The organism is Pseudomonas brassicacearum (assembly GCF_009601685.2).
Classification (GTDB): Bacteria; Pseudomonadota; Gammaproteobacteria; order Pseudomonadales; family Pseudomonadaceae; genus Aquipseudomonas; species Aquipseudomonas kilonensis_B.
This window is the reverse complement of sequence record NZ_CP045701.2, coordinates 217871-235747: the sequence shown is the minus strand read 5'-3', so window position 1 is coordinate 235747 and position 17877 is coordinate 217871. Positions and strand designations below refer to the sequence as shown.

Below are 17877 nucleotides of genomic sequence, written 5' to 3'. Positions count from 1 at the left end.
ATGTGGTACGAAGGTTTTCTTGGTTTGTCGGCCTGGTCACTGGTGGCAGTCACCCTGCTGATGACCCACGTCACGATCATTGCCGTCACGGTCTACCTGCACCGTTATTCGGCGCATCGCTCCTTGGAGCTCAACGCTGGCCTCAAACATTTCTTCCGTTTCTGGCTGTGGCTGACCACAGCGCAGAACACCCGCGAGTGGACCGCCATCCACCGCAAGCACCACGCCAAATGCGAAACCGTCGACGACCCCCACAGCCCGGTCATAAAAGGCTTGTCCACCGTGCTGCGCAAAGGCGCCGAGCTGTATCGCGCCGAGGCGGAAAATCCGGAAACCTTGCGCATCTACGGCAAGAACTGCCCCGACGACTGGATCGAGCGCAACCTCTACAGCCGCTTCCCGCTAGTGGGCGTGGCGATCATGGGCATCATCGACCTGCTGCTGTTCGGCACCATCGGCATCACCATCTGGGCCATCCAGATGATGTGGATTCCCGTGTGGGCCGCCGGCGTGGTCAATGGCCTGGGCCATGCCGTGGGCTACCGCAACTTCGAATGCCGCGACGCAGCGACCAACCTGGTGCCCTGGGGCATCCTGATCGGCGGCGAAGAACTGCACAACAACCACCACACCTACCCCAACTCGGCCAAGCTGTCGGTACGCAAATGGGAGTTCGACCTGGGCTGGGCCTGGATCCGGGTGTTCAGTGTCCTGGGCCTGGCCAAGGTCCAGCGGGTTGCGCCGATCGCCCACCGGGTCGAAGGCAAGGGCCACCTGGACATGGACACGGCCATGGCGATTCTCAACAACCGTTTCCAGATCATGGCGCAGTACCGCCGGCTGGTCATCGCGCCGCTGGTCAAGCAGGAACTGGAGAAGGTCGATCACTCGGTGCGTCACCAGTTCCACCGGGCCAAACGCCTGCTCTCGCGGGAAACCAGCCTGCTGGACGACCGTCACCACGTGCGCATCCAGAACATGCTCGAACACAGCCAGGCGCTGAAGGTGATCTACGAGAAACGCCTGGCCTTGCAGCAGATCTGGGTCAAGACCAGCAGCAACGGCCACGACATGCTCGCCGCCATCAAGGAATGGGTCCACGAGGCCGAGGCCAGCGGCATCCAGTCCCTGCGGGACTTCGCCGACCAGCTCAAGACCTACTCGCTACGGCCTGCCACGGCCTGACAATGCAACTCCATGGCAAAGGCTTGCGCGGGGCTCTGTAGGAGCTGCCGAAGGCTGCGATCTGTTGATCTTTTGATCTTTCGCTTGAGATTCAAGCGTCAGGGGAAAGATCGCAGCCTCGCTCCGCTCGACAGCTCCTACAGGCCCGGCGGGAGCAATCTCTGGCCACAGGGTCAACCCCATACTTTGACTCGCCAAATCCCCCGCCCTTCGTCGCCTGAAAAGGAACTTCGCCCCAAATCCCCTATCTCAAAGAGCACTTCGCCATCCAGGCGGGTTTTGGAGAAAGCGCGTGCGAACCAACAGCAGTGCATGCTCTTTGAGATTTGTGCCGATGGTCGACAAGAACCTACAGGATTACTCCCTACCTCATTGGCCCGAGGCAGCCCAGACGCTCATGGCGCTGATGCATGCCCAGGGCGAAGTGGCGCGCCTGAGCGAGCGTGAGCAGCTGTTCAGCTCGTTGCTGGTCAGCGTCAATGCCGTGCTGTGGGCGTTCAACTGGGAAACCCGGCAGGTGCTGTATGTCAGCCCCGCCTACGAGCGGATCTTCGGCCGCCCCGCCGGTCTGGTCCTGGCTGACTTCAACGAATGGCGCGACGCAATCTACCCCGACGACCTGGAGTATGCCGAGCGCAGCCTGGCCGAGGTATTGGTCAAGGGCGCCGTCGAAGACCGTGAATACCGCATCATCGCCGGCGACGGCCAGGTCCGCTGGCTGAGCGACAAATGCTTCATCAACCGCAAGGCCGAGCCAGGGCAACCGGTGATTGTGGTGGGCATTGCCGAAGACATCACCGAAAAGAAGCTGCTGGAAAGCGAACTGCAGCGCCTGGCGACCACCGACGTGCTGACCCAAAGCAGCAATCGCCGGCATTTTTTCGAATGCGCCCACCGTGAGTTCGAGCAGGCACGGCTACAAGGGATGCCCATGGCGTTCCTGTTGCTGGACATCGATGACTTCAAGGTGATCAACGACACCTACGGCCATCAGGAAGGCGATACCGTGCTGCAGAGAATCGCCGAAAGCGGGCGGTCCGTGCTCCGGCGCGGCGACCTGTTCGGGCGGATTGGTGGTGAAGAGTTCGCTGCGGTGTTCCCCGGCTGCGCCCCCGACATGGCATTGCAAGTGGCCGAGCGGCTGCAACGGGAAATCCAGCGCTTGATGTTTCGCTGCGGCGAGCAGAGCTTCGGCATTACCGTGAGCCAGGGCCTGACCAGCATCACGGCCGACGACCAGAGCCTCGACAGCCTGTTCGCCCGCGCCGACGCGGCCATGTACGAAGCCAAGCGCAAGGGTAAGAACCGCATCATCGCGGCTTGAGTGAGTTGTCCCGCCACTGAACCCCTGTGGGAGCAAGGCTTGCCCGCGATAGCAGCGCCTCGGTGTCCACTTGAACCCGAGTTGCCTGCATCGCGAGCAAGCTTTGCTCCCACAAAGCTCGCTCCCACAGGGTTGGGCGGTGGTCTTACTTGCGGCGCAACCGCATCAACTCGGGCAAGCCGATCTTCAGCAACCGCGCCGTGCGCCCCCGGGCCAGCTCTTCAAGTCCTTCATGCTCGGTCAGGTGGGCCATCTGCGCCGCCATGTTCATCACCAGTGCCTCGCGGGAATACACCCCACCACCCAGGCTATAGGCTGCCGCGATCAACTCACGCAGCTCCAGCGGCAGGCGCCAACGGGTGCGCAGCGCCGAGCCGAAACCAGCGCCGTATTGATCGAGGCAACTCCCTACTTCCTCCAACTCATCCAGCTCGCCACCCGCCTGCGTCCACTCCTCCAGGCAACGCAACAGCGCCAGGTCACCCAGGCGGTGTAACAGCCCGGCGCAATAACAGCGTTCCGGTTCCAGATCCAGCAACCGAGCCAGGATTCGGGCGTACTCGGCGGCTTGCAGCGACAGTTCCCAGTAACGCTCGGCATAGTCCGCCAGGCACGGGACGCTGAGCCGGGCGCAGCGCTTGAGGGCCAGGCCGAGGATCAAGTTCATGCTTTGTCCGGTGCCGAGCTGGTGCAGTGCCTGGGCCACGGTCTGCACCGGGCCGCCGCCCTGATGCTGGGCAGCGCCGTTGGCCGCCGCGATCAGCACCGCGGTGATTTGCGGGTCGGTGCGGAGCTCTTCTTCGAGCAGTTTCAAATCCAGGCCGCCGGGGTTGAGGCTGCGCCTGACCGCCACTTGCACATCGGTCATCAAGGGCGCGCCCTCGGACAGGTCACGCCGACGCTCCAGGAAGGTGGCCAAGGTCAGCCCCGCTCCCGGGATCGGCGCATCGTTGGAGGTTTCTTCGCCGCCCACCAACAACCCCTGCAAACGCTGGGTCAGGTGTTCCCGGTTCAAAGGCTTGGTCAGATACGCGGTCGGCGCCAGCGGCAGGACCTCGCGCACGCTGGCGCTGTCGTTGCGCCGGCTCATCAGGATGAACGGTAGCGGTGGGGTGCGATGCTGCTGGCGAAGGCCACGCAGGATAGCCAGGCCATCAACCTGCGGCAGCTCCCAATCGGCAATCACCAGGTCGTAGGGATGTTTGGCCAGCAAATCCAAAGCCTCTTTGCCGTCGCCACAGGTGTCCACCCGTGCATCGCAGCGCACGCCCGACAACACCTGTTCAAGCAGCTCACGGGACGCCGGATCGGCCTCGGCGATCAACACACGGGGTACAGCGGGTAAATCCACAGCAGTCATGCAGCACGCTCCCTTGCCATACTTGCACCTTAGACCTTGGTGGTCGTTCCAGACAGCTCAAAATCCACCAGGCAGGTTCGCAGATATGAAAAAACCCGCCAGAAGGCGGGTTTTTGTGGATCAGCGCGCAACCGTCACTCAGAGTTCGGAGAAGCACTCTTCGATGATTGCCAGGCCTTTGTCCAGTTGCTCGTCCGGCGCGGTCAGCGGCACCAGCACCCGCAAAACGTTGCCATAGGTGCCGCAGGACAGCAGGATCAAGCCCTTGTCACGCGCCTTGGCCACGACTTGGGCTACCGCTGCCGCGTTCGGCTTGTGGGAGTCGCCGTTTTCGAACAACTCCACGGCGATCATCGCGCCCAGGGCACGCACATCACCAATGACCGGGTACTTCTTCTGGATCGCCTTGAGGCCAGTCACCAGACGCTCGCCCACGGCCTTGCAGCGCTCCAGCAGGTGTTCTTCTTCGAACACTTCCATCACCGCCAACGCCGCCGCACAGGCGATCGGGCTACCGGCGTAGGTGCCACCCAGGCCACCCGGCGCGATGGCATCCATGTACTCGGCCTTGCCGCACACACCGGCCAACGGGAAACCGCCAGCGATGGATTTGGCGAACGTGGTCAGGTCGGCGGCAACGCCCATCTGCTCCATGGCGAAGAAGGTGCCGGTACGGCCGGCGCCGGTCTGCACTTCGTCAGCGATCAACAGGATGCCGTGCTGGTCGCACAGGGCGCGCAGGCGCTTCATGAATTCCTTGGGCGCCACATAAAAACCACCCTCGCCCTGTACCGGCTCGATGATGATTGCCGCGATGTCACGCGGTTCGGCGTCGTTCTTGAAGATGCGCTCGATGCTGGCGATGGAATCGTCGATGCTCACGCCGTGCAGCTCGTTCGGGTACAGCGCGCGGAAGATGCCGCCGGGCATCAAGCCCATGCCGGCCGAGTACGGTACGACTTTACCGGTCAGGCCCAGGGTCATCATGGTGCGACCGTGGTAAGCGCCGGTGAAGGCGATCACACCGGCACGGCCCGTGGCGGCGCGGGCGATTTTCACGGCGTTTTCCACCGCTTCCGAACCGGTGGTCACCAGCAGGGTTTTCTTGGCGAAGTCACCCGGGACCTTGGCGTTGATTTTTTCGCACAGTTCCACGTACGGCTCGTAGGCCAGGACCTGGAAGCAGGTGTGGGTCAGCTTGTTCAGCTGTTCGGTCACGGCGGCGATGATTTTCGGGTGTACGTGGCCGGTGTTCAGCACGGCGATGCCGCCGGCGAAGTCGATGAACTCACGACCTTCAACGTCGGTTACCGTGGCGTTCTTCGCCGATTCGGCAAAGATCGGGTGAATCTGGCCAACACCGCGTGGAACAGCGGCGATACGGCGGGCCATCAGGTCTGCGTTGGTCTTGCTCATTAAAATGTCCTCATTCGCAGCTCGGGGCGGCGTGGATCAAGGAATACATGGCGGGGAGGCAACTGCGACAGCATGCGATGATCGACTGCCGCAGCGTTCCGGCCACAAGAAACAGAACGGGTGAAACGCGCAAAGGGACAGCGCTCTCGTGCCCTTTGCGCTTGAAGCAGATCAGATACCCAGGCAGAGGTATTTGATTTCCAGGTAATCCTCAATGCCGTACTTGGAGCCTTCACGGCCCAGGCCCGAAGCCTTGATGCCGCCGAACGGCGCGACTTCGTTGGAAATCAATCCGGTGTTGACGCCGACCATGCCGTATTCCAGGGCTTCGGCCACACGGAACACACGGCCCAGGTCGCGGGCATAGAAGTACGAGGCCAGGCCGAACTCGGTGTCGTTGGACATCGCGATCACTTCGGCTTCGTCTTTGAAGCGGAACAGCGGTGCCAGCGGACCGAAGGTTTCTTCCTTCGCCACGGCGGCATTCTTCGGCACGTTGGTCAGGATGGTCGGCTCGAAGAAGTTGCCTTCCATTGCCTTGCCGCCTGACAGCACGGTCGCGCCTTTGCTGACTGCATCAGCGATGTGTTCCTGCACCTTGGCGACCGCTTTGCCGTCGATCAAGGGACCTGTTGTGGTGCCATCGTCCAGGCCGTTGCCGATCTTGAGCTTGGCGACCGCTGCCTTGAGTTTTTCGGCGAATGCGTCGTACACCGAATCCTGGATGTACAGACGGTTGGCGCAGACGCAGGTCTGGCCGTTGTTGCGGTATTTGGAAATGATCGCGCCTTCGACGGCCTTATCCAGGTCCGCGTCGTCGAACACGATGAATGGTGCGTTGCCGCCCAGTTCCAAGGAGACTTTCTTGATGTCCTTGGCACATTCGGCCATCAGTTGGCGACCGATCTCGGTCGAACCGGTGAAGGACAGCTTGCGCACGATCGGGTTGCTGGTCAGCTCGCCGCCGATGTCGCCGGCACTGCCGGTGACAACGCTCAACACGCCTTGCGGAATGCCAGCACGGTGCGCCAGTTCCACCAGGGCCAGGGCCGAGAAAGGGGTTTGCGAAGCTGGCTTGATGACCATGGTGCAACCAGCGGCCAGGGCTGGGCCGGCCTTGCGGGTGATCATCGCGGCCGGGAAGTTCCACGGGGTAATGGCCGCGGTCACGCCGATCGGCTGCTTGATCACGATCAGGCGCTTGTCGGGCTGGTGGCCGGGAATCACATCACCGTAGATGCGCTTGGCTTCTTCGGCAAACCACTCGATGAACGAGGCGGCGTAGACGATTTCGCCCTTGGCTTCGGCCAGCGGCTTGCCTTGTTCCAGGGTCATCAGGCGACCGAGGTCGTCCTGGTTCTCGATCAGCAATTCGTACCAGCGGCGCAGCTTGTTGGCGCGCTCCTTGGCCGTCAGCGCACGCCAGGCCGGCAGTGCCTTGTCGGCGGCTTCAATCGCCCGACGGGTTTCGGCGGCGCCCATTTTCGGCACAGTGCCCAGTACTTCGCCCGTTGCCGGGTTGGTGACGTTGATCGTCTGACCATTGTCCGCATCGACCCAAGCGCCATCGATAAAGGCTTGTTGGCGGAACAACTGGGTGTCTTTAAGCTGCATGTCGGCTTTCCTTAACAGCACCGCGCACGCGCGGAGCGAATTAGATTTGTAGAAAGGCGCCTCGGGGGCTGCCGTCAGGGAAATCATTCACCGGGCTGAAGCACAGAAATAACGCACATAAGCACAGACGTGCGGTTCAGCACCCAGACAAGAGCGTTTGAAATCTCAAACGAATCCTAGGGCCGATAGGGGTGAAGGACAATAGGCTGTTCGAAAAAAAGAACGAAAAAGCCGAATTTGCCCGCTTTTTCTGATCAGCGTAGCCGATGCCCGCCCAGGCTTATGAAAACACCGGCAAATCAGCAGCATGGACGCCCGCGATGCATATGAGTATCATGGCGCCCGCGTCGCACCAGTAGCTCAGCTGGATAGAGTACTGCCCTCCGAAGGCAGGGGTCGTGGGTTCGAATCCCGCCTGGTGCACCATCTTCAGAATCAAAAGCCCCAGGTCGCAAGACCTGGGGCTTTTTTGTGGGCGTCTAACCTTGGGAGCCTGCAAGTAAGCAATTCAGGCATTAAAAAACCCCTGAGCGGTATCAGCGCCGCAGCGCATCAACCGACAGGGGCCGTGTTGCGATCAACTATAAAGGCTAGGGGTCTTCCGTCAACCACCCGGCAGCAGCACCGCTTACGTGACGTCACGAAAAAGGTCATCAATCAGGTTGTCCTATACTCCTCATTTCTCAAGCGCTGAATTACTCCATGAGGATCGTCCATCCCGCTCCAGACAGCACCATCGAGTTCTTTAAGCTGGGCAACCGCACTGCGCAAAGATATTTGCTCAAGGCTCTCGTAGGATTGAATGAACATTCTCCGCAGGCGCCAGCCCCCCTGTGGCCGACTTTCCCACGCCCCCGCCCCATGGACACGGATGGACTTGAACAACAGGTTACCTAACTGTTCTGCCAATGCCGCATCGGCTTCACAAAAAAGACTTTCGCCACCGCTGCCCTCAAGCAGAACAGGAACCGTCACGCCCTCCCCACCAACAGAATACAAACGTCCCTGGACGCTACCTTGCTTGATAATAACCATGGGAGAGGGCCTTTACCTTTGGGGGTTAAGTAGCGGACGCACCTTGCGTGCAAGATACCATTCACTCAATCCGGCTCCATCAATACGACATGCAGCAGGCACGTCTTGCATGCAGCCCCATGCACGAGCGCCTGCTTACTACGGTTACGATCTGCCAGCACCATCGACATTACGACTCACCACCTCCAGCAAGTCCGAACCTTCTCGCAGCAGCAGATACGCCGCGTTGGTAAATCTATACAAATCCCCATCGTCGATGCCCTTGATCGTGACCGAAGTGATGCTTTCCAAAAGGTCGGTCCCAGCCTTGATGCGGCTGAGCGCACTGTCAATCAGCATCGCGGTGGGCATCTGGCTGTCGATCAGTAGAACGGGGCACTCGGGATTGTTGGTTTGCAACGGTATGTAATGCGACATCCGCATGACTCCTTGTCAGGCGAATCGATAAATGGATGAAACGGACTCCAGGCGCCAAGAAAGAGCCTGAACGCTCCGTCCTAACCGCCATTCAAATCAAAATACCTGAAATTCAGATATCCGAAAAGCAGATATAGCGTGGCGAAGCGAATCTCAATGGATGCAGCCATGACCAAAGCTATTTATCGACGCGAGCACGAGGTTTTTCTTCAGGTCCTCAAGCGCATACGCATCGAATCCGGACTGACTCAGGCACAGTGTTCGGCAGCGCTGGGCAGACCGCAGTCATTCATGAGCGATGTGGAGCGGGGGGTGCGAAGGCTGGATACGGTTCAGTTGCGGGATTTGTGTCTGGTTTTGGGCACCGATTTGACGAGTTTTTCAGCCGACTATGAAAGGGCGCTCAAGGGCGAATGATCCTTCAGCTTCTGGGCCCACTAGCATTTCAGATGTCTCGGTCATGGACCGTAGCCCCGTTCATTTATGGCTTGCATAAGCCATTGTGTCGGGGAGCTTACCCCCCGCTCGGCCTGTAGGAGCTGCCGAGCGAAGCGAGGCTGCGATCTTTGCGCAGGCGCTTGAATCTCAAGCGAAAGATCAAAAGATCGCAGCCTTCGGCAGCTCCTACAGCGCAACCCAGCGGGAGCAAGCTCCCTCGCCACGGACGTTGTGCCAGCCTTTTAGTGCCCACCCGATTTCAACGCTTGCGCAACGCCTCCAACCGCGCCGGCAAGTCCTCCTCGGGAAAGCGCTGATGCAGCGCCAGCAGTTTCTCATCAGCAGCCTTGCTCTCACCCACCTCGCGCAAACGCAGGATTTCCAGCAAACCCTGCTCCAGCGATGGCAGTGCAGCCGACGCCGATTTGCTCATTTTCGCCGCAGGCTTTTGCGCCAACGATTGCATCGGGCTTGCCGGCGCCCGGGCCAGTTCGCCCTGGGGCGCCATGCGGGTGATCGGGGCGGGGGCGGGCATGGCCGGTGGGGGTGCGGCGGCAACGGCGGGCGCTTGCCGATCAGCGGAAAACTCCATCGAGGCGGGTGCGGCCAGCTCGTCGTGGGGCACGGGCGAGCGCAGCACCAGGCCGATCATCAGCGCCACGCCGGCGACCGTGGCGAATGCCATTTGCCAGCGCGGCCGTTGGCAGGCTTGCAGCCAGCGTTGCCACAGGCTTGGCGTGGGCGTCGGGGCTTCACGGCGGGCGGCGGCCAGGATGAAGGCGTCCAGGGAGGCCGGCGGCTCGGCGCTGGCGTGTTGGCGGAAATGCTCGATCAGCACTTTATCGTCGGGGGCCGGGGTGTGTTTAGGGTCGATCATGCGGATACCTCCTCGGCCAGCAGTCGATGCAGTTTCTGCTGGGCGTAACGCAAGCGGCTCTTGACCGTTTCCAGTGGGGCGCCGGTCAAGGCGGCAATCTGTGGCAGCTCCAGGTCGCCGTGCAGGCGCAGCAGGAAGACTTCCCGCTGATCTTCGGGCAAGGCCTGCAATGCCGCGTCGAGACGCGCCTGGTCGCGACTCAGGCTCAACTGTTGCTCAGGGCTGCTGGTGTCGTCGGGCTGGACGTGAAGCTGCTCATCGTAGCTGTCGTGCAACGGGTTGTGGACACCATGCTTGCGCCAGTGGTCGATCAAGCGGTTGCGGGCAATCTGGAACAGCCAGGTACGAAAACTTGCCCGGCCTTGTGGCTCGGTGGTGCTGCGAATCAGGCTGAGCCAGGTGTCCTGGAACACTTCCTCGGCCAGTTCGGCCTTGTTGCTCAAGGACACGAGGAACCGGTAAAGCCCTTGCCGATGGCGGGCGTACAGGGCTTCGAAAGCAGCCCCGTCGCCGTTGCGGTAGCGGGCCAGCAGCGATTCGTCGCTGGGAGAATCAAGCGCAGCGGGCATGTGGGTGACGAACTCCTTTCGCTGGTCAGGGTGCAGGTTTCAAGCTCTGCGCAAGCTCCACCAACTGCACAAACTCGGCACGCAGCCCAAACGGGTCATCACCACGGGCCGAGCTAGCCAATTGTGCGGTGTCCTTCAAACTCATCGTCCCAGTGTAACGACCATCTCCCTTGAGCTGCTGGGCGAAGGCCGCCACGGCGGCGGAGAAGCGCAGGTCATCGCTGGGTTTGTCATCGTTCTGCACGCCAGCAATGGGATGCTCGATCAATCGACTGCTACCGCCCTCAGCGGGTTTGTAGCGTACGCGCAACATCGCCAATTCGCCTGATTTACCCTCCGACTGGGGCGTACTGGCGTAACGCAGCGGCTCCAACCAGCCCGGCTCGCCTTTCGGGACAATCTCATACAAGGCCGTCACCGTATGCCCGGCACCGATCTCGCCGGCATCGACCTTGTCGTTGTTGAAATCCTCACGCTTGAGCGCGCGGTTCTCATAACCGAGCAGGCGATATTCGCTGACCTGGGCAGGGTTGAACTCCACCTGCAACTTCACGTCCCGCGCCACCACCGCCAGGGTGGAACTGAGCTGGTCCACCAGGACCTTGCGCGCTTCGAGCAGGTTGTCGATGTAGGCGTAGTTACCGTCACCGGCGTCAGCCAATTGCTCCATCAGGTGTTCATTGTAGTTATCCACACCAAAACCCAGCGTCGTCAGGGAAACGCCGCTTTTACGCCGGTCCACCGCCATCTGCTTGAGGCTGTCGAAATCACTGATGCCGACGTTGAAGTCGCCATCGGTGGCCAGCAGGATGCGGTTGATGCCCTTGTCGATAAAGCTTTCCCGAGCCATCTGGTAGGCCAGTTCGATACCCGAGGCGCCTGCGGTGGAACCACCGGCGTCGAGTTGATCGATGGCGTTGCGGATTTTCACCTTGTCGCGCCCCGAGGTGGGCTTGAGCACCACCCGGGACTCACCGGCATAGACCACCAGGGACACGCGGTCCTGGTCGCGCAATTGGTCCACCAGCAATTTCAGCGTGCTCTTGACCAGCGGCAGGCCTTCGCGACGGTCCATGGAACCGGAAACGTCCACCAGGAAGACCAGGTTGGCCGGCGCCAGATCCGCCACGGCGCGATCGCTGGTCTTGATGCCAATGCGCAGCAAGCGGGTGTGGGGGTTCCACGGCGATGGGGCCACTTCGGTGGTCACGCCGAAGGATGAACCGTCGGTGGGCAGGGCGTAGCTATACGCAAAATAATTGACCATTTCCTCCAGCCGCACGGCACCTTCGGGGGGCAGGCTGCCTTGATTGAGCAAACGTCGCACATTGGCATAGCTGCCGGTATCGACATCCACGCTGAAGGTGGAGACCGGCGTTTCGGCCACGCTGTGAATCGGGTTGTCCGGCAGTTTTTCGTACTGTTCACGCGGCTCGGCGCGGTAACCCGCGGCGATGGCATCGTTCGCCACATTCGGGGCGGGCATCGATGCCGGCTTCATGAGCATGCGCTTGACCGTCGCCTGGCGCACTTCGGCGATCTCGCCTTGCGGTACAACGCTTGGCGCCACAGGCACCGGCTCGGACGACTTGGCGGCCTCCCGGGAAGACAATCCACAACCGGCCAACGCCACCAGCAAAGTCACGGCGAAGCCCTGGGCAGCAGGACGCATAAAGGGAAGTGGACGGGACATGGGCTGAACCTCGTGAATGAATGATCCGTTCACAGAGTCAGACGCAGGGCATTTGTGGTTCGGGTTAACGACTGGAAATTTTTTTGATGAGCACTGAAAAGACATTACCTGGCCACCCAATGGTGGCCAGGAGGTTTATCGCAGATCGATCAATCCGAACCATATTTTGGCGAGCGCGGCCCGTACAGGATCCCGGTGCGCTGACCGGCCGACAGCAGACGCGCACTGGTAATACCGGCAATCGGGTGGCCAGCGTCAGTGGAGCTGTTGATAATTTGCTTGACCGCCGCAGTGATCAGCATACCAACCAGCCCGCCACCGCTGTTGTTTCCGCCCTCTTCACTGGAGGCGCGAGCCGAGCCGGTCCACAGGGTGATGCCTGTGCGCAGGTCCACCAGCTTGGCCGAAGCGGTGACCGCCGTTTCACTGGAGATCAGCATGTAGCGGGTGCCGTACTCCGTGATAGTGATGTACAGCGCCGCGTCGGCGCCGAAAATCTCATGCAGTTTGGCCGGAGCCACGCCTTGGATGTCATTTGCCGTCGTCAGGCCATTCTGGCGGAAGGTTTCGTCCACCAGTGCAATCGGTAACACGTAGTAACCGGCTTCGGCCAACGGGTACGTCACTTGAGACACGAGGCTGTAGGATGCCTGCACCTCAGGTGATTCATTGATCGGCGGCAGCACCAGGATCGACTTGGGTCGTGCCTGCTTGAAGGCCGAATAGTCAATGGTCTTGGGAGCGGCACAGCCGCCCAGCAACGCCAGGGCCAGCAGGGCGCCCGTCAGTTTCAAAAGGCTCATTTGACGTCTCCGGTTTTGGCGTTCTTGAGCAGCATGTCCATGTATACGGCAGACTCAGGGAACAGCGCCTTCTCGGTGCGCAGCTCCTGCACCATCTGGTCATCCTTGCCCATGCTCAGGTACAGCATGCCCAAGTGGGCGTGATAACCCGGCGGCGCCTTTCGGCCACTGGCGTTGATCTTTTGCAGATCCCGCTCCAATGCTTCGACCTGGGCTTCCTTGGGCTCACCCTTGAAGTATTCGTAGACCTGCGGCTGATAGCTTTCCCATTGATACAAACCCTGAGGCGCCGTCTGGCACCCAGCGACCGTCGCGACTGCTGTCAGCATCAGCGCCAACTTCACTGCCTTCTTCATCCGTGTACAACTCCTTGGGGTACGGGTTATTCAGTTGCGCGGGTTCCAGGCGCCGGCATTGATGCCGTCCACCAGGCGGTTGATCGCTTCGCGCATGGCCAGGTCCAGGACTTTGCCATTGAGGGTGGAGTCGTAGCTGGCGGTGCCGCCGAAACCAATGACTTCACGGTTGGACAGGGCGTATTCACCGGCGCCCTGGGTGGAATACACCACTTCGGAAGTGCTGATGTTGACCACGTTCAGGTTGACCTTGGCGTAGGCCACCTGGGTCTTGCCGCGACCGAGGATGCCGAACAACTGGCGGTCGCCGGTCTCTTTGCGGCCGAACTCGGTCACATCGCCGGTCACTACGTAGTCAGCGCCCTTGAGCTTCTGGGCTGTACCCTTGATCGCGGCTTCCTGGGATATCTCACTCATGTTGTCGCGGTCCAACACGCTGAAGCGGTTGGTCTGCTGCAGGTGGGTGATCAAGATGGTCTTGGCCTGGCCGCCAAGACGATCAACGCCGTCGGAAAAGATCCCGCGCATGTAACTGGAGCGGTTATCGAACTTGCCCACGGCGATCGGTACGCGCTGGCCGGCATAGGCAATGCTGGCGCTGGCGACTTTTTCCACCGGCAGTGCCCGGGAGCTCTCCGAGGCACAACCGGCCATAGTCAGCAGCGCTGCGGCGATCAGGCCCGACAGCAGGATGGGGGACGGTAGTTTCACGTGATGCTCCTGAAGTGAAGAGTCAACAAATTGCAGCAGGTATGCGGGAAAGAATGCTGAGTTCGTCCTTGAAGACGTGATAGCACAATGGCGGCAGCATTTTACGAGGTTCGTATCGCTTCTCAAGCTGTTTTCGCCTCAGCGAGGTTTTCTGCAACTGACTTGTCCCTGCAACATCCGTTCTTGAAAGCCCGGTTTTTAGCGAGACGTGCTCACTTCAAGTGCCTGAATCGCGGTGAGCTTGCTCCGGCCTGTCTGCGAAGCGACTCTTTTTTGTGAGCGCTCCGCACTGGTGCGTCAGCCCGGTCGAGCGGGAGCAAGTTCCTTCTCCACAGCGTCATTCCACCCTGAACCCACTGTGATCCGTACCGACCGGGCTTTTTTTCGAAGCGGGGGCCCGCCTCACTTACCCCCTATCTCCACCACCGTTTTCCCATCGCCACGCCCCTCGGCCACCTGTGCGAACGCTTCATTGATGTTCTCCAGATCAAAGCTGTGGTGATCCACCTTGATCCGCAGTGCTCCGGCCTCAACCAGAGCCGTCGCCTCCCGCAAGATCCGACCATGGTGTTCGCGCCCCTTGCCAGTCAGCAGCGGCATCAACGTAAACACCCCGCTATAGCTCGCCCCTCGGAACGACAACGGTGCGAGGCTGTGCTGGCCCCAGCCGAGGCAACTGAGCACATGGCCGGTGTAGGTCTTTACCGCGTTGAAGGACGCATCCAGGGTCGGGCCACCCACGGTGTCGTAGACGATGTCGAAGCCTTCGCCATCGGTGTATTGGCGCACGTAGCTGTCGGTGTCCTGGGTCCGGTAGTCGATCGGGGTTGCGCCCAGTTCGCGAATGAAGTCCTGGCTGCTGGCCGAACCGGTGGCGTAGACCTTGGCACCTCGGGCATTGGCAATCTGCACGGCCATTTGGCCGACACCGCCCGCGCCGCCGTGGATCAGCACTTGTTGGCCACTACGAACGTTGGCGCGGTCTACCAGCCCTTCCCAAGCGGTGATGAAGACCAGCGGCAAGGCGGCCGCTTCGCGCATGCTCAGTGAGCGGGGCTTGGGTGCAATCAGGCGGGCGTCGACCGCGATGTATTCGGCCAGCGCGCCTTGGGCCCCGCCGATCCCGCCGGCCATGCCGAACACCTCGTCGCCAGGCGCAAAGTCATTCACGCCCTCTCCCCGTTCAACCACCGTCCCGGCCAGGTCAATCCCCAATACGGCGGGCAGCGGCTGGCGGGCATGGGCACCGCCTCCCGCCGCGATCTTGGTATCCAGCGGGTTGATTCCGGCAGCATGAACCTTGATCAATACCTGGCCTTTGCCGGGAACAGGTCGGGAGATGGAACGGACAATCAGCGCAGCCTGAGCCGTTTCGGCAACGGCGGCGAACATGGTGTTGTTCATGACGGTAAACCTCCAATGAGTGGGCAGGTTCATAGTGCGAGCGAAGACGCATTCCGATAAGTGAGCAACAATGGATAGGATTTATTCCAATAAGAGGCTGAATCCTGATGGATCTGTTCGACGCAATGCAGGTGTTCGTGCGGGTGGTGGAACGCGGCTCGTTCTCGGCCGTCGCCAGGGAGCTGAACCTGGGCCAACCGGCGGTGAGCAAGCAGATCCGCGCGTTGGAGCAGCATCTGGGCGGCGCACTGTTTGCCCGCAGCACCCGCCATCTCGCGCTGACCGACCAGGGGCAGCGCTTCTACGCTGAAAGCAAGGACATACTCGCCAGCGTGGACGCGGCACGGCTCAGTTTCGCCAGTGGGCAGGAACAGATCGCCGGCCTTCTGCGCGTAGCGGCGCCCGTCAGTTTCGGCCGGTTGTGCATTGCGCCGTTGGTGGGCGAGTTCCTCGCGCGTCATCCACAGCTTCGGATCGACTTGAGGCTAAGCGATCAAAACGAGGACATGTTGAAGGAGAACATCGACCTGGCCATTCGCATCGGCGTGGTGAAAAGCGAAGGGCTGGTAGCGATTTCTCTCGGCGACAGCCCGCGCCGGGTGTACGCCTCCCCCGCCTATCTGCAACTGCATGGCACGCCCCTCGCACCGGCTGATCTGGCCCGCCATAACTGTTTGGCTTTCACGCTGCTGGAGCATTACGACGTCTGGCGGTTCGACCAGGATGGCTTACAGCACAACGTCACGATCAAGGGCAACGTCACCTGCAACAGCAGCGAGGCAATCCGGGAAATGGTGCTGTCGGGCCTGGGCGTTTCGCTGTCGCCGCAGTGGTTGTTCGCGGCCGATGTTCGCCAGGGAACCGTCCGCACCGTGCTTGCCGATTACCCACCACTGGCGCTGCCCATCAGCGCCGTGTTCAGTCAGGATCGACGCCGCTCGGCACGCACCCGAGCCTTTGTGGATTTTTTGCGCGAGCGTCTTTGAACAGCCGGCCTAGGATTCACAGGCCAATGATGGCTGCGCAGCCTTCCCATGCCGCCCTGGAAAATACGCCGCCGCAGCCACGCCCACCGCCCCCATCACCCCGCAATAGGCCACGCACACCCACGGGCTCCAAGGCACCAGAGCAATCAACATCAACGGCGTCATGCTGGCCCACAGGGCATAGGCGATGTTGTAGGTGAGCGAGATGCCGGACACGCGAATCTTCGGTGGGAACAGGCTGACCATCACCGACGGCACCGCGCCAACCACGCCGCAACCCAGGCCGGCCACGGCGTAGGCCAGGCCCAGCCAGGCGCCACCGCTGATCAGGCTGGCGTAGAGCACGGCGATGCCCACGGGCAGCAGCAGGCTGTAGAGCATGACGGTGCGCCAGGCGCCGATGCGGTCGACGATGAGGCCGGCCAGGACGCAGCCGATGTTCAGGAACACGATGCCCAGGCTGCTCAGGGCGAAGGTGTGGCTGGGGGTCATGCCGAAGCTTTTCTGCATCACGGTCGGGGTGATGACCACGAACACCACCACGGCTGAGGTCAGCACGCAGGTCAGGATAGCGGCGGGGAGCAAGGCTTGGCGGTGGTCGCGCAGGACCGTGCGCAACGGCAGTTCCGCAGCACCTTCGCGATTGGCTTGCAGGGCCATGAAGATCGGCGTCTCGCTCAGCCAGCGGCGCAGCCAGACACCGATCACGCCAAAGACACCTCCCAACAGGAACGGCAGGCGCCAGGCGTAATCGAGCATCTCTGCCGGTGTGTAGATCCGCGCCAGTGCTGTTGCGGTCAAGGCGCCCAGCAAGTAGCCGAAGGTCAGGCCGGCCTGGAGGAAACCCAGGGCATAGCCGCGATGATGCAGCGGCGCATGTTCAGCCACGAACACCCAGGCGCTGGGCACCTCACCGCCCACCGCCGCACCCTGCAGGATACGCAGCGCCAGCAACAGCAACGGTGCGAAATAACCGATTTGCGCGTAGGTCGGCATCACCCCGATGAGCAGGCACGGCAAGGCCATCATCAGGATGCTCAGGCTGAACACGCGCTTGCGCCCCAGGCGATCGGCAAAGTGCGCCATGAGAATGCCGCCCAGGGGCCGGGCCAGGTAGCCGGTGGCAAAAATCCCGAAGCTTTGCAGCAAGCGCAGCCAATCGGGCATTTCCGGCGGGAAGAACAACTGGCTGAGGGTCAGGGCGAAGAACACGAAGATGATGAAATCGTAGATCTCCAGCGCGCCTCCCAAGGCGGCCAGGCCCAGGGTCTTGTAATCGGATCGGCTGAATCGGTCACCGGGTAAAACAGGGGTGGCAGTCATAGGCAGAGTTGAACAATAAATTTGTAAAAGGGCGACGGCTCAGTCGTCGCGATCATTAATCACCGGTTGAACCGGTGGCTGGCCTGGCTCGGCGTCTTCGGCCTCGTCGACAGGCAGGAAATCCTTGCGGCTCTGGGCGATGGCCCGGCGCATCTCGTCGCCCTTGGTGGGGCAGTTCAGAAGGCGGGCGATGCCGTCGGGTTTCTGCGTCATCGCCATCCTCCGGCATGAGTGAACAGGGGCTCGATAGTGCTCGCTTTTGGCGTGTGATGCCAATGTTGTGTCTGGGTGTCAGCGCGACTGTGGGGGGCTGCGTCGCAGCCCAGCGGGAGCAAGCTCCCTCGCCACGCGGTTTTTGTGCTGTTC

Annotated in this window: 18 protein-coding genes and 1 tRNA gene; 5 read left to right on the top strand and 14 right to left on the bottom strand. The window is 61.3% G+C overall.

The window, feature by feature from the left end; translation table 11 throughout:
* Positions 1 to 1185: a delta-9 fatty acid desaturase DesA gene (gene desA / locus GFU70_RS01105; RefSeq protein ID WP_153387471.1), complete on the top strand. Its 1185-nt coding sequence runs from the start codon at positions 1 to 3 to the stop codon at positions 1183 to 1185.
* Positions 1186 to 1519: 334 nt separating this feature from the next.
* Complete coding sequence (locus GFU70_RS01100) at positions 1520 to 2509, top strand: GGDEF domain-containing protein (protein WP_058544700.1); 990 nt, start codon at positions 1520 to 1522, stop codon at positions 2507 to 2509.
* Between the two features lie 145 nt (positions 2510 to 2654).
* Here the strand turns inward: GFU70_RS01100 and GFU70_RS01095 are convergent, their stop codons facing one another.
* The 3 genes from GFU70_RS01095 to gabD all read right to left on the bottom strand — a co-directional run bounded on the left by GFU70_RS01095 (position 2655) and on the right by gabD (position 6899).
* Complete coding sequence (locus GFU70_RS01095; protein ID WP_153387470.1) at positions 2655 to 3869, bottom strand: HDOD domain-containing protein; 1215 nt, start codon at positions 3867 to 3869, stop codon at positions 2655 to 2657.
* A gap of 138 nt (positions 3870 to 4007) precedes the next feature.
* Complete coding sequence (gabT, locus tag GFU70_RS01090) at positions 4008 to 5285, bottom strand: 4-aminobutyrate--2-oxoglutarate transaminase (RefSeq protein WP_058544698.1); 1278 nt, start codon at positions 5283 to 5285, stop codon at positions 4008 to 4010.
* A 171-nt stretch (positions 5286 to 5456) separates the two neighbouring features.
* Positions 5457 to 6899: an NADP-dependent succinate-semialdehyde dehydrogenase gene (gabD, locus tag GFU70_RS01085; protein ID WP_109756567.1), complete on the bottom strand. Its 1443-nt coding sequence runs from the start codon at positions 6897 to 6899 to the stop codon at positions 5457 to 5459.
* Positions 6900 to 7248: 349 nt separating this feature from the next.
* On the opposite strand from gabD, the gene GFU70_RS01080 reads away from it, so the two are divergent.
* A tRNA-Arg gene (locus GFU70_RS01080) sits at positions 7249 to 7325 on the top strand.
* Positions 7326 to 7556: 231 nt separating this feature from the next.
* Here the strand turns inward: GFU70_RS01080 and GFU70_RS01075 are convergent.
* Positions 7557 to 7934: a hypothetical protein gene (locus GFU70_RS01075; RefSeq protein WP_116643456.1), complete on the bottom strand. Its 378-nt coding sequence runs from the start codon at positions 7932 to 7934 to the stop codon at positions 7557 to 7559.
* 144 nt (positions 7935 to 8078) lie between these two features.
* Entirely contained in the window at positions 8079 to 8351 is a 273-nt protein-coding gene (locus GFU70_RS01070) for a hypothetical protein (RefSeq protein ID WP_116643457.1), read from the bottom strand.
* 168 nt (positions 8352 to 8519) lie between these two features.
* Between GFU70_RS01070 and GFU70_RS01065 the strand changes: the two genes are divergently transcribed.
* Complete coding sequence (locus tag GFU70_RS01065) at positions 8520 to 8768, top strand: helix-turn-helix domain-containing protein (protein WP_058544702.1); 249 nt, start codon at positions 8520 to 8522, stop codon at positions 8766 to 8768.
* Positions 8769 to 9048: 280 nt separating this feature from the next.
* On the opposite strand, the gene GFU70_RS01060 is transcribed toward GFU70_RS01065, so the two are convergent.
* From GFU70_RS01060 to GFU70_RS01030, 7 genes are all read right to left on the bottom strand, one after another.
* Positions 9049 to 9666, bottom strand: a complete 618-nt coding sequence (locus GFU70_RS01060; protein WP_193034271.1) for a hypothetical protein — start codon at positions 9664 to 9666, stop codon at positions 9049 to 9051.
* The gene (locus GFU70_RS01055; protein WP_058544693.1) at positions 9663 to 10235 is read right to left on the bottom strand and encodes an RNA polymerase sigma factor; all 573 of its coding nucleotides are present in this window, start codon (positions 10233 to 10235) and stop codon (positions 9663 to 9665) included. The genes GFU70_RS01060 and GFU70_RS01055 overlap by 4 nt, the downstream gene beginning before the upstream one ends.
* 25 nt (positions 10236 to 10260) lie before the next feature.
* Positions 10261 to 11928 carry a vWA domain-containing protein gene (locus tag GFU70_RS01050; RefSeq protein ID WP_116643460.1) on the bottom strand — a complete coding sequence of 556 codons (1668 nt, stop codon included), beginning with the start codon at positions 11926 to 11928 and terminating at the stop codon, positions 10261 to 10263.
* Between the two features lie 149 nt (positions 11929 to 12077).
* Positions 12078 to 12731 carry a DUF799 domain-containing protein gene (locus tag GFU70_RS01045; RefSeq protein WP_116643461.1) on the bottom strand — a complete coding sequence of 218 codons (654 nt, stop codon included), beginning with the start codon at positions 12729 to 12731 and terminating at the stop codon, positions 12078 to 12080.
* On the bottom strand, positions 12728 to 13087 hold the full coding sequence (locus tag GFU70_RS01040) for a DUF4810 domain-containing protein (RefSeq protein ID WP_116643462.1): 360 nt from the start codon (positions 13085 to 13087) through the stop codon (positions 12728 to 12730). Before GFU70_RS01040 ends, GFU70_RS01045 begins: the two co-directional genes overlap by 4 nt.
* 30 nt (positions 13088 to 13117) lie before the next feature.
* A complete protein-coding gene (locus GFU70_RS01035; RefSeq protein WP_162493981.1) occupies positions 13118 to 13741 on the bottom strand; it encodes a CsgG/HfaB family protein in 624 nt (207 codons plus the stop codon).
* 459 nt (positions 13742 to 14200) lie between these two features.
* Positions 14201 to 15202, bottom strand: coding sequence for a zinc-dependent alcohol dehydrogenase family protein (locus GFU70_RS01030; RefSeq protein WP_153387469.1), 1002 nt, complete (start codon positions 15200 to 15202; stop codon positions 14201 to 14203).
* A 107-nt stretch (positions 15203 to 15309) separates the two neighbouring features.
* On the opposite strand from GFU70_RS01030, the gene GFU70_RS01025 reads away from it, so the two are divergent.
* Positions 15310 to 16188, top strand: coding sequence for a LysR family transcriptional regulator (locus GFU70_RS01025; protein ID WP_058544689.1), 879 nt, complete (start codon positions 15310 to 15312; stop codon positions 16186 to 16188).
* A gap of 9 nt (positions 16189 to 16197) precedes the next feature.
* On the opposite strand, the gene GFU70_RS01020 is transcribed toward GFU70_RS01025, so the two are convergent.
* Together GFU70_RS01020 and GFU70_RS01015 are read right to left on the bottom strand one after the other, a co-directional pair.
* On the bottom strand, positions 16198 to 17511 hold the full coding sequence (locus GFU70_RS01020; RefSeq protein ID WP_058544688.1) for an MFS transporter: 1314 nt from the start codon (positions 17509 to 17511) through the stop codon (positions 16198 to 16200).
* Between the two features lie 39 nt (positions 17512 to 17550).
* Entirely contained in the window at positions 17551 to 17724 is a 174-nt protein-coding gene (locus GFU70_RS01015; protein ID WP_165826057.1) for a hypothetical protein, read from the bottom strand.
* Between the last annotated feature and the right edge of the window lie 153 nt (positions 17725 to 17877).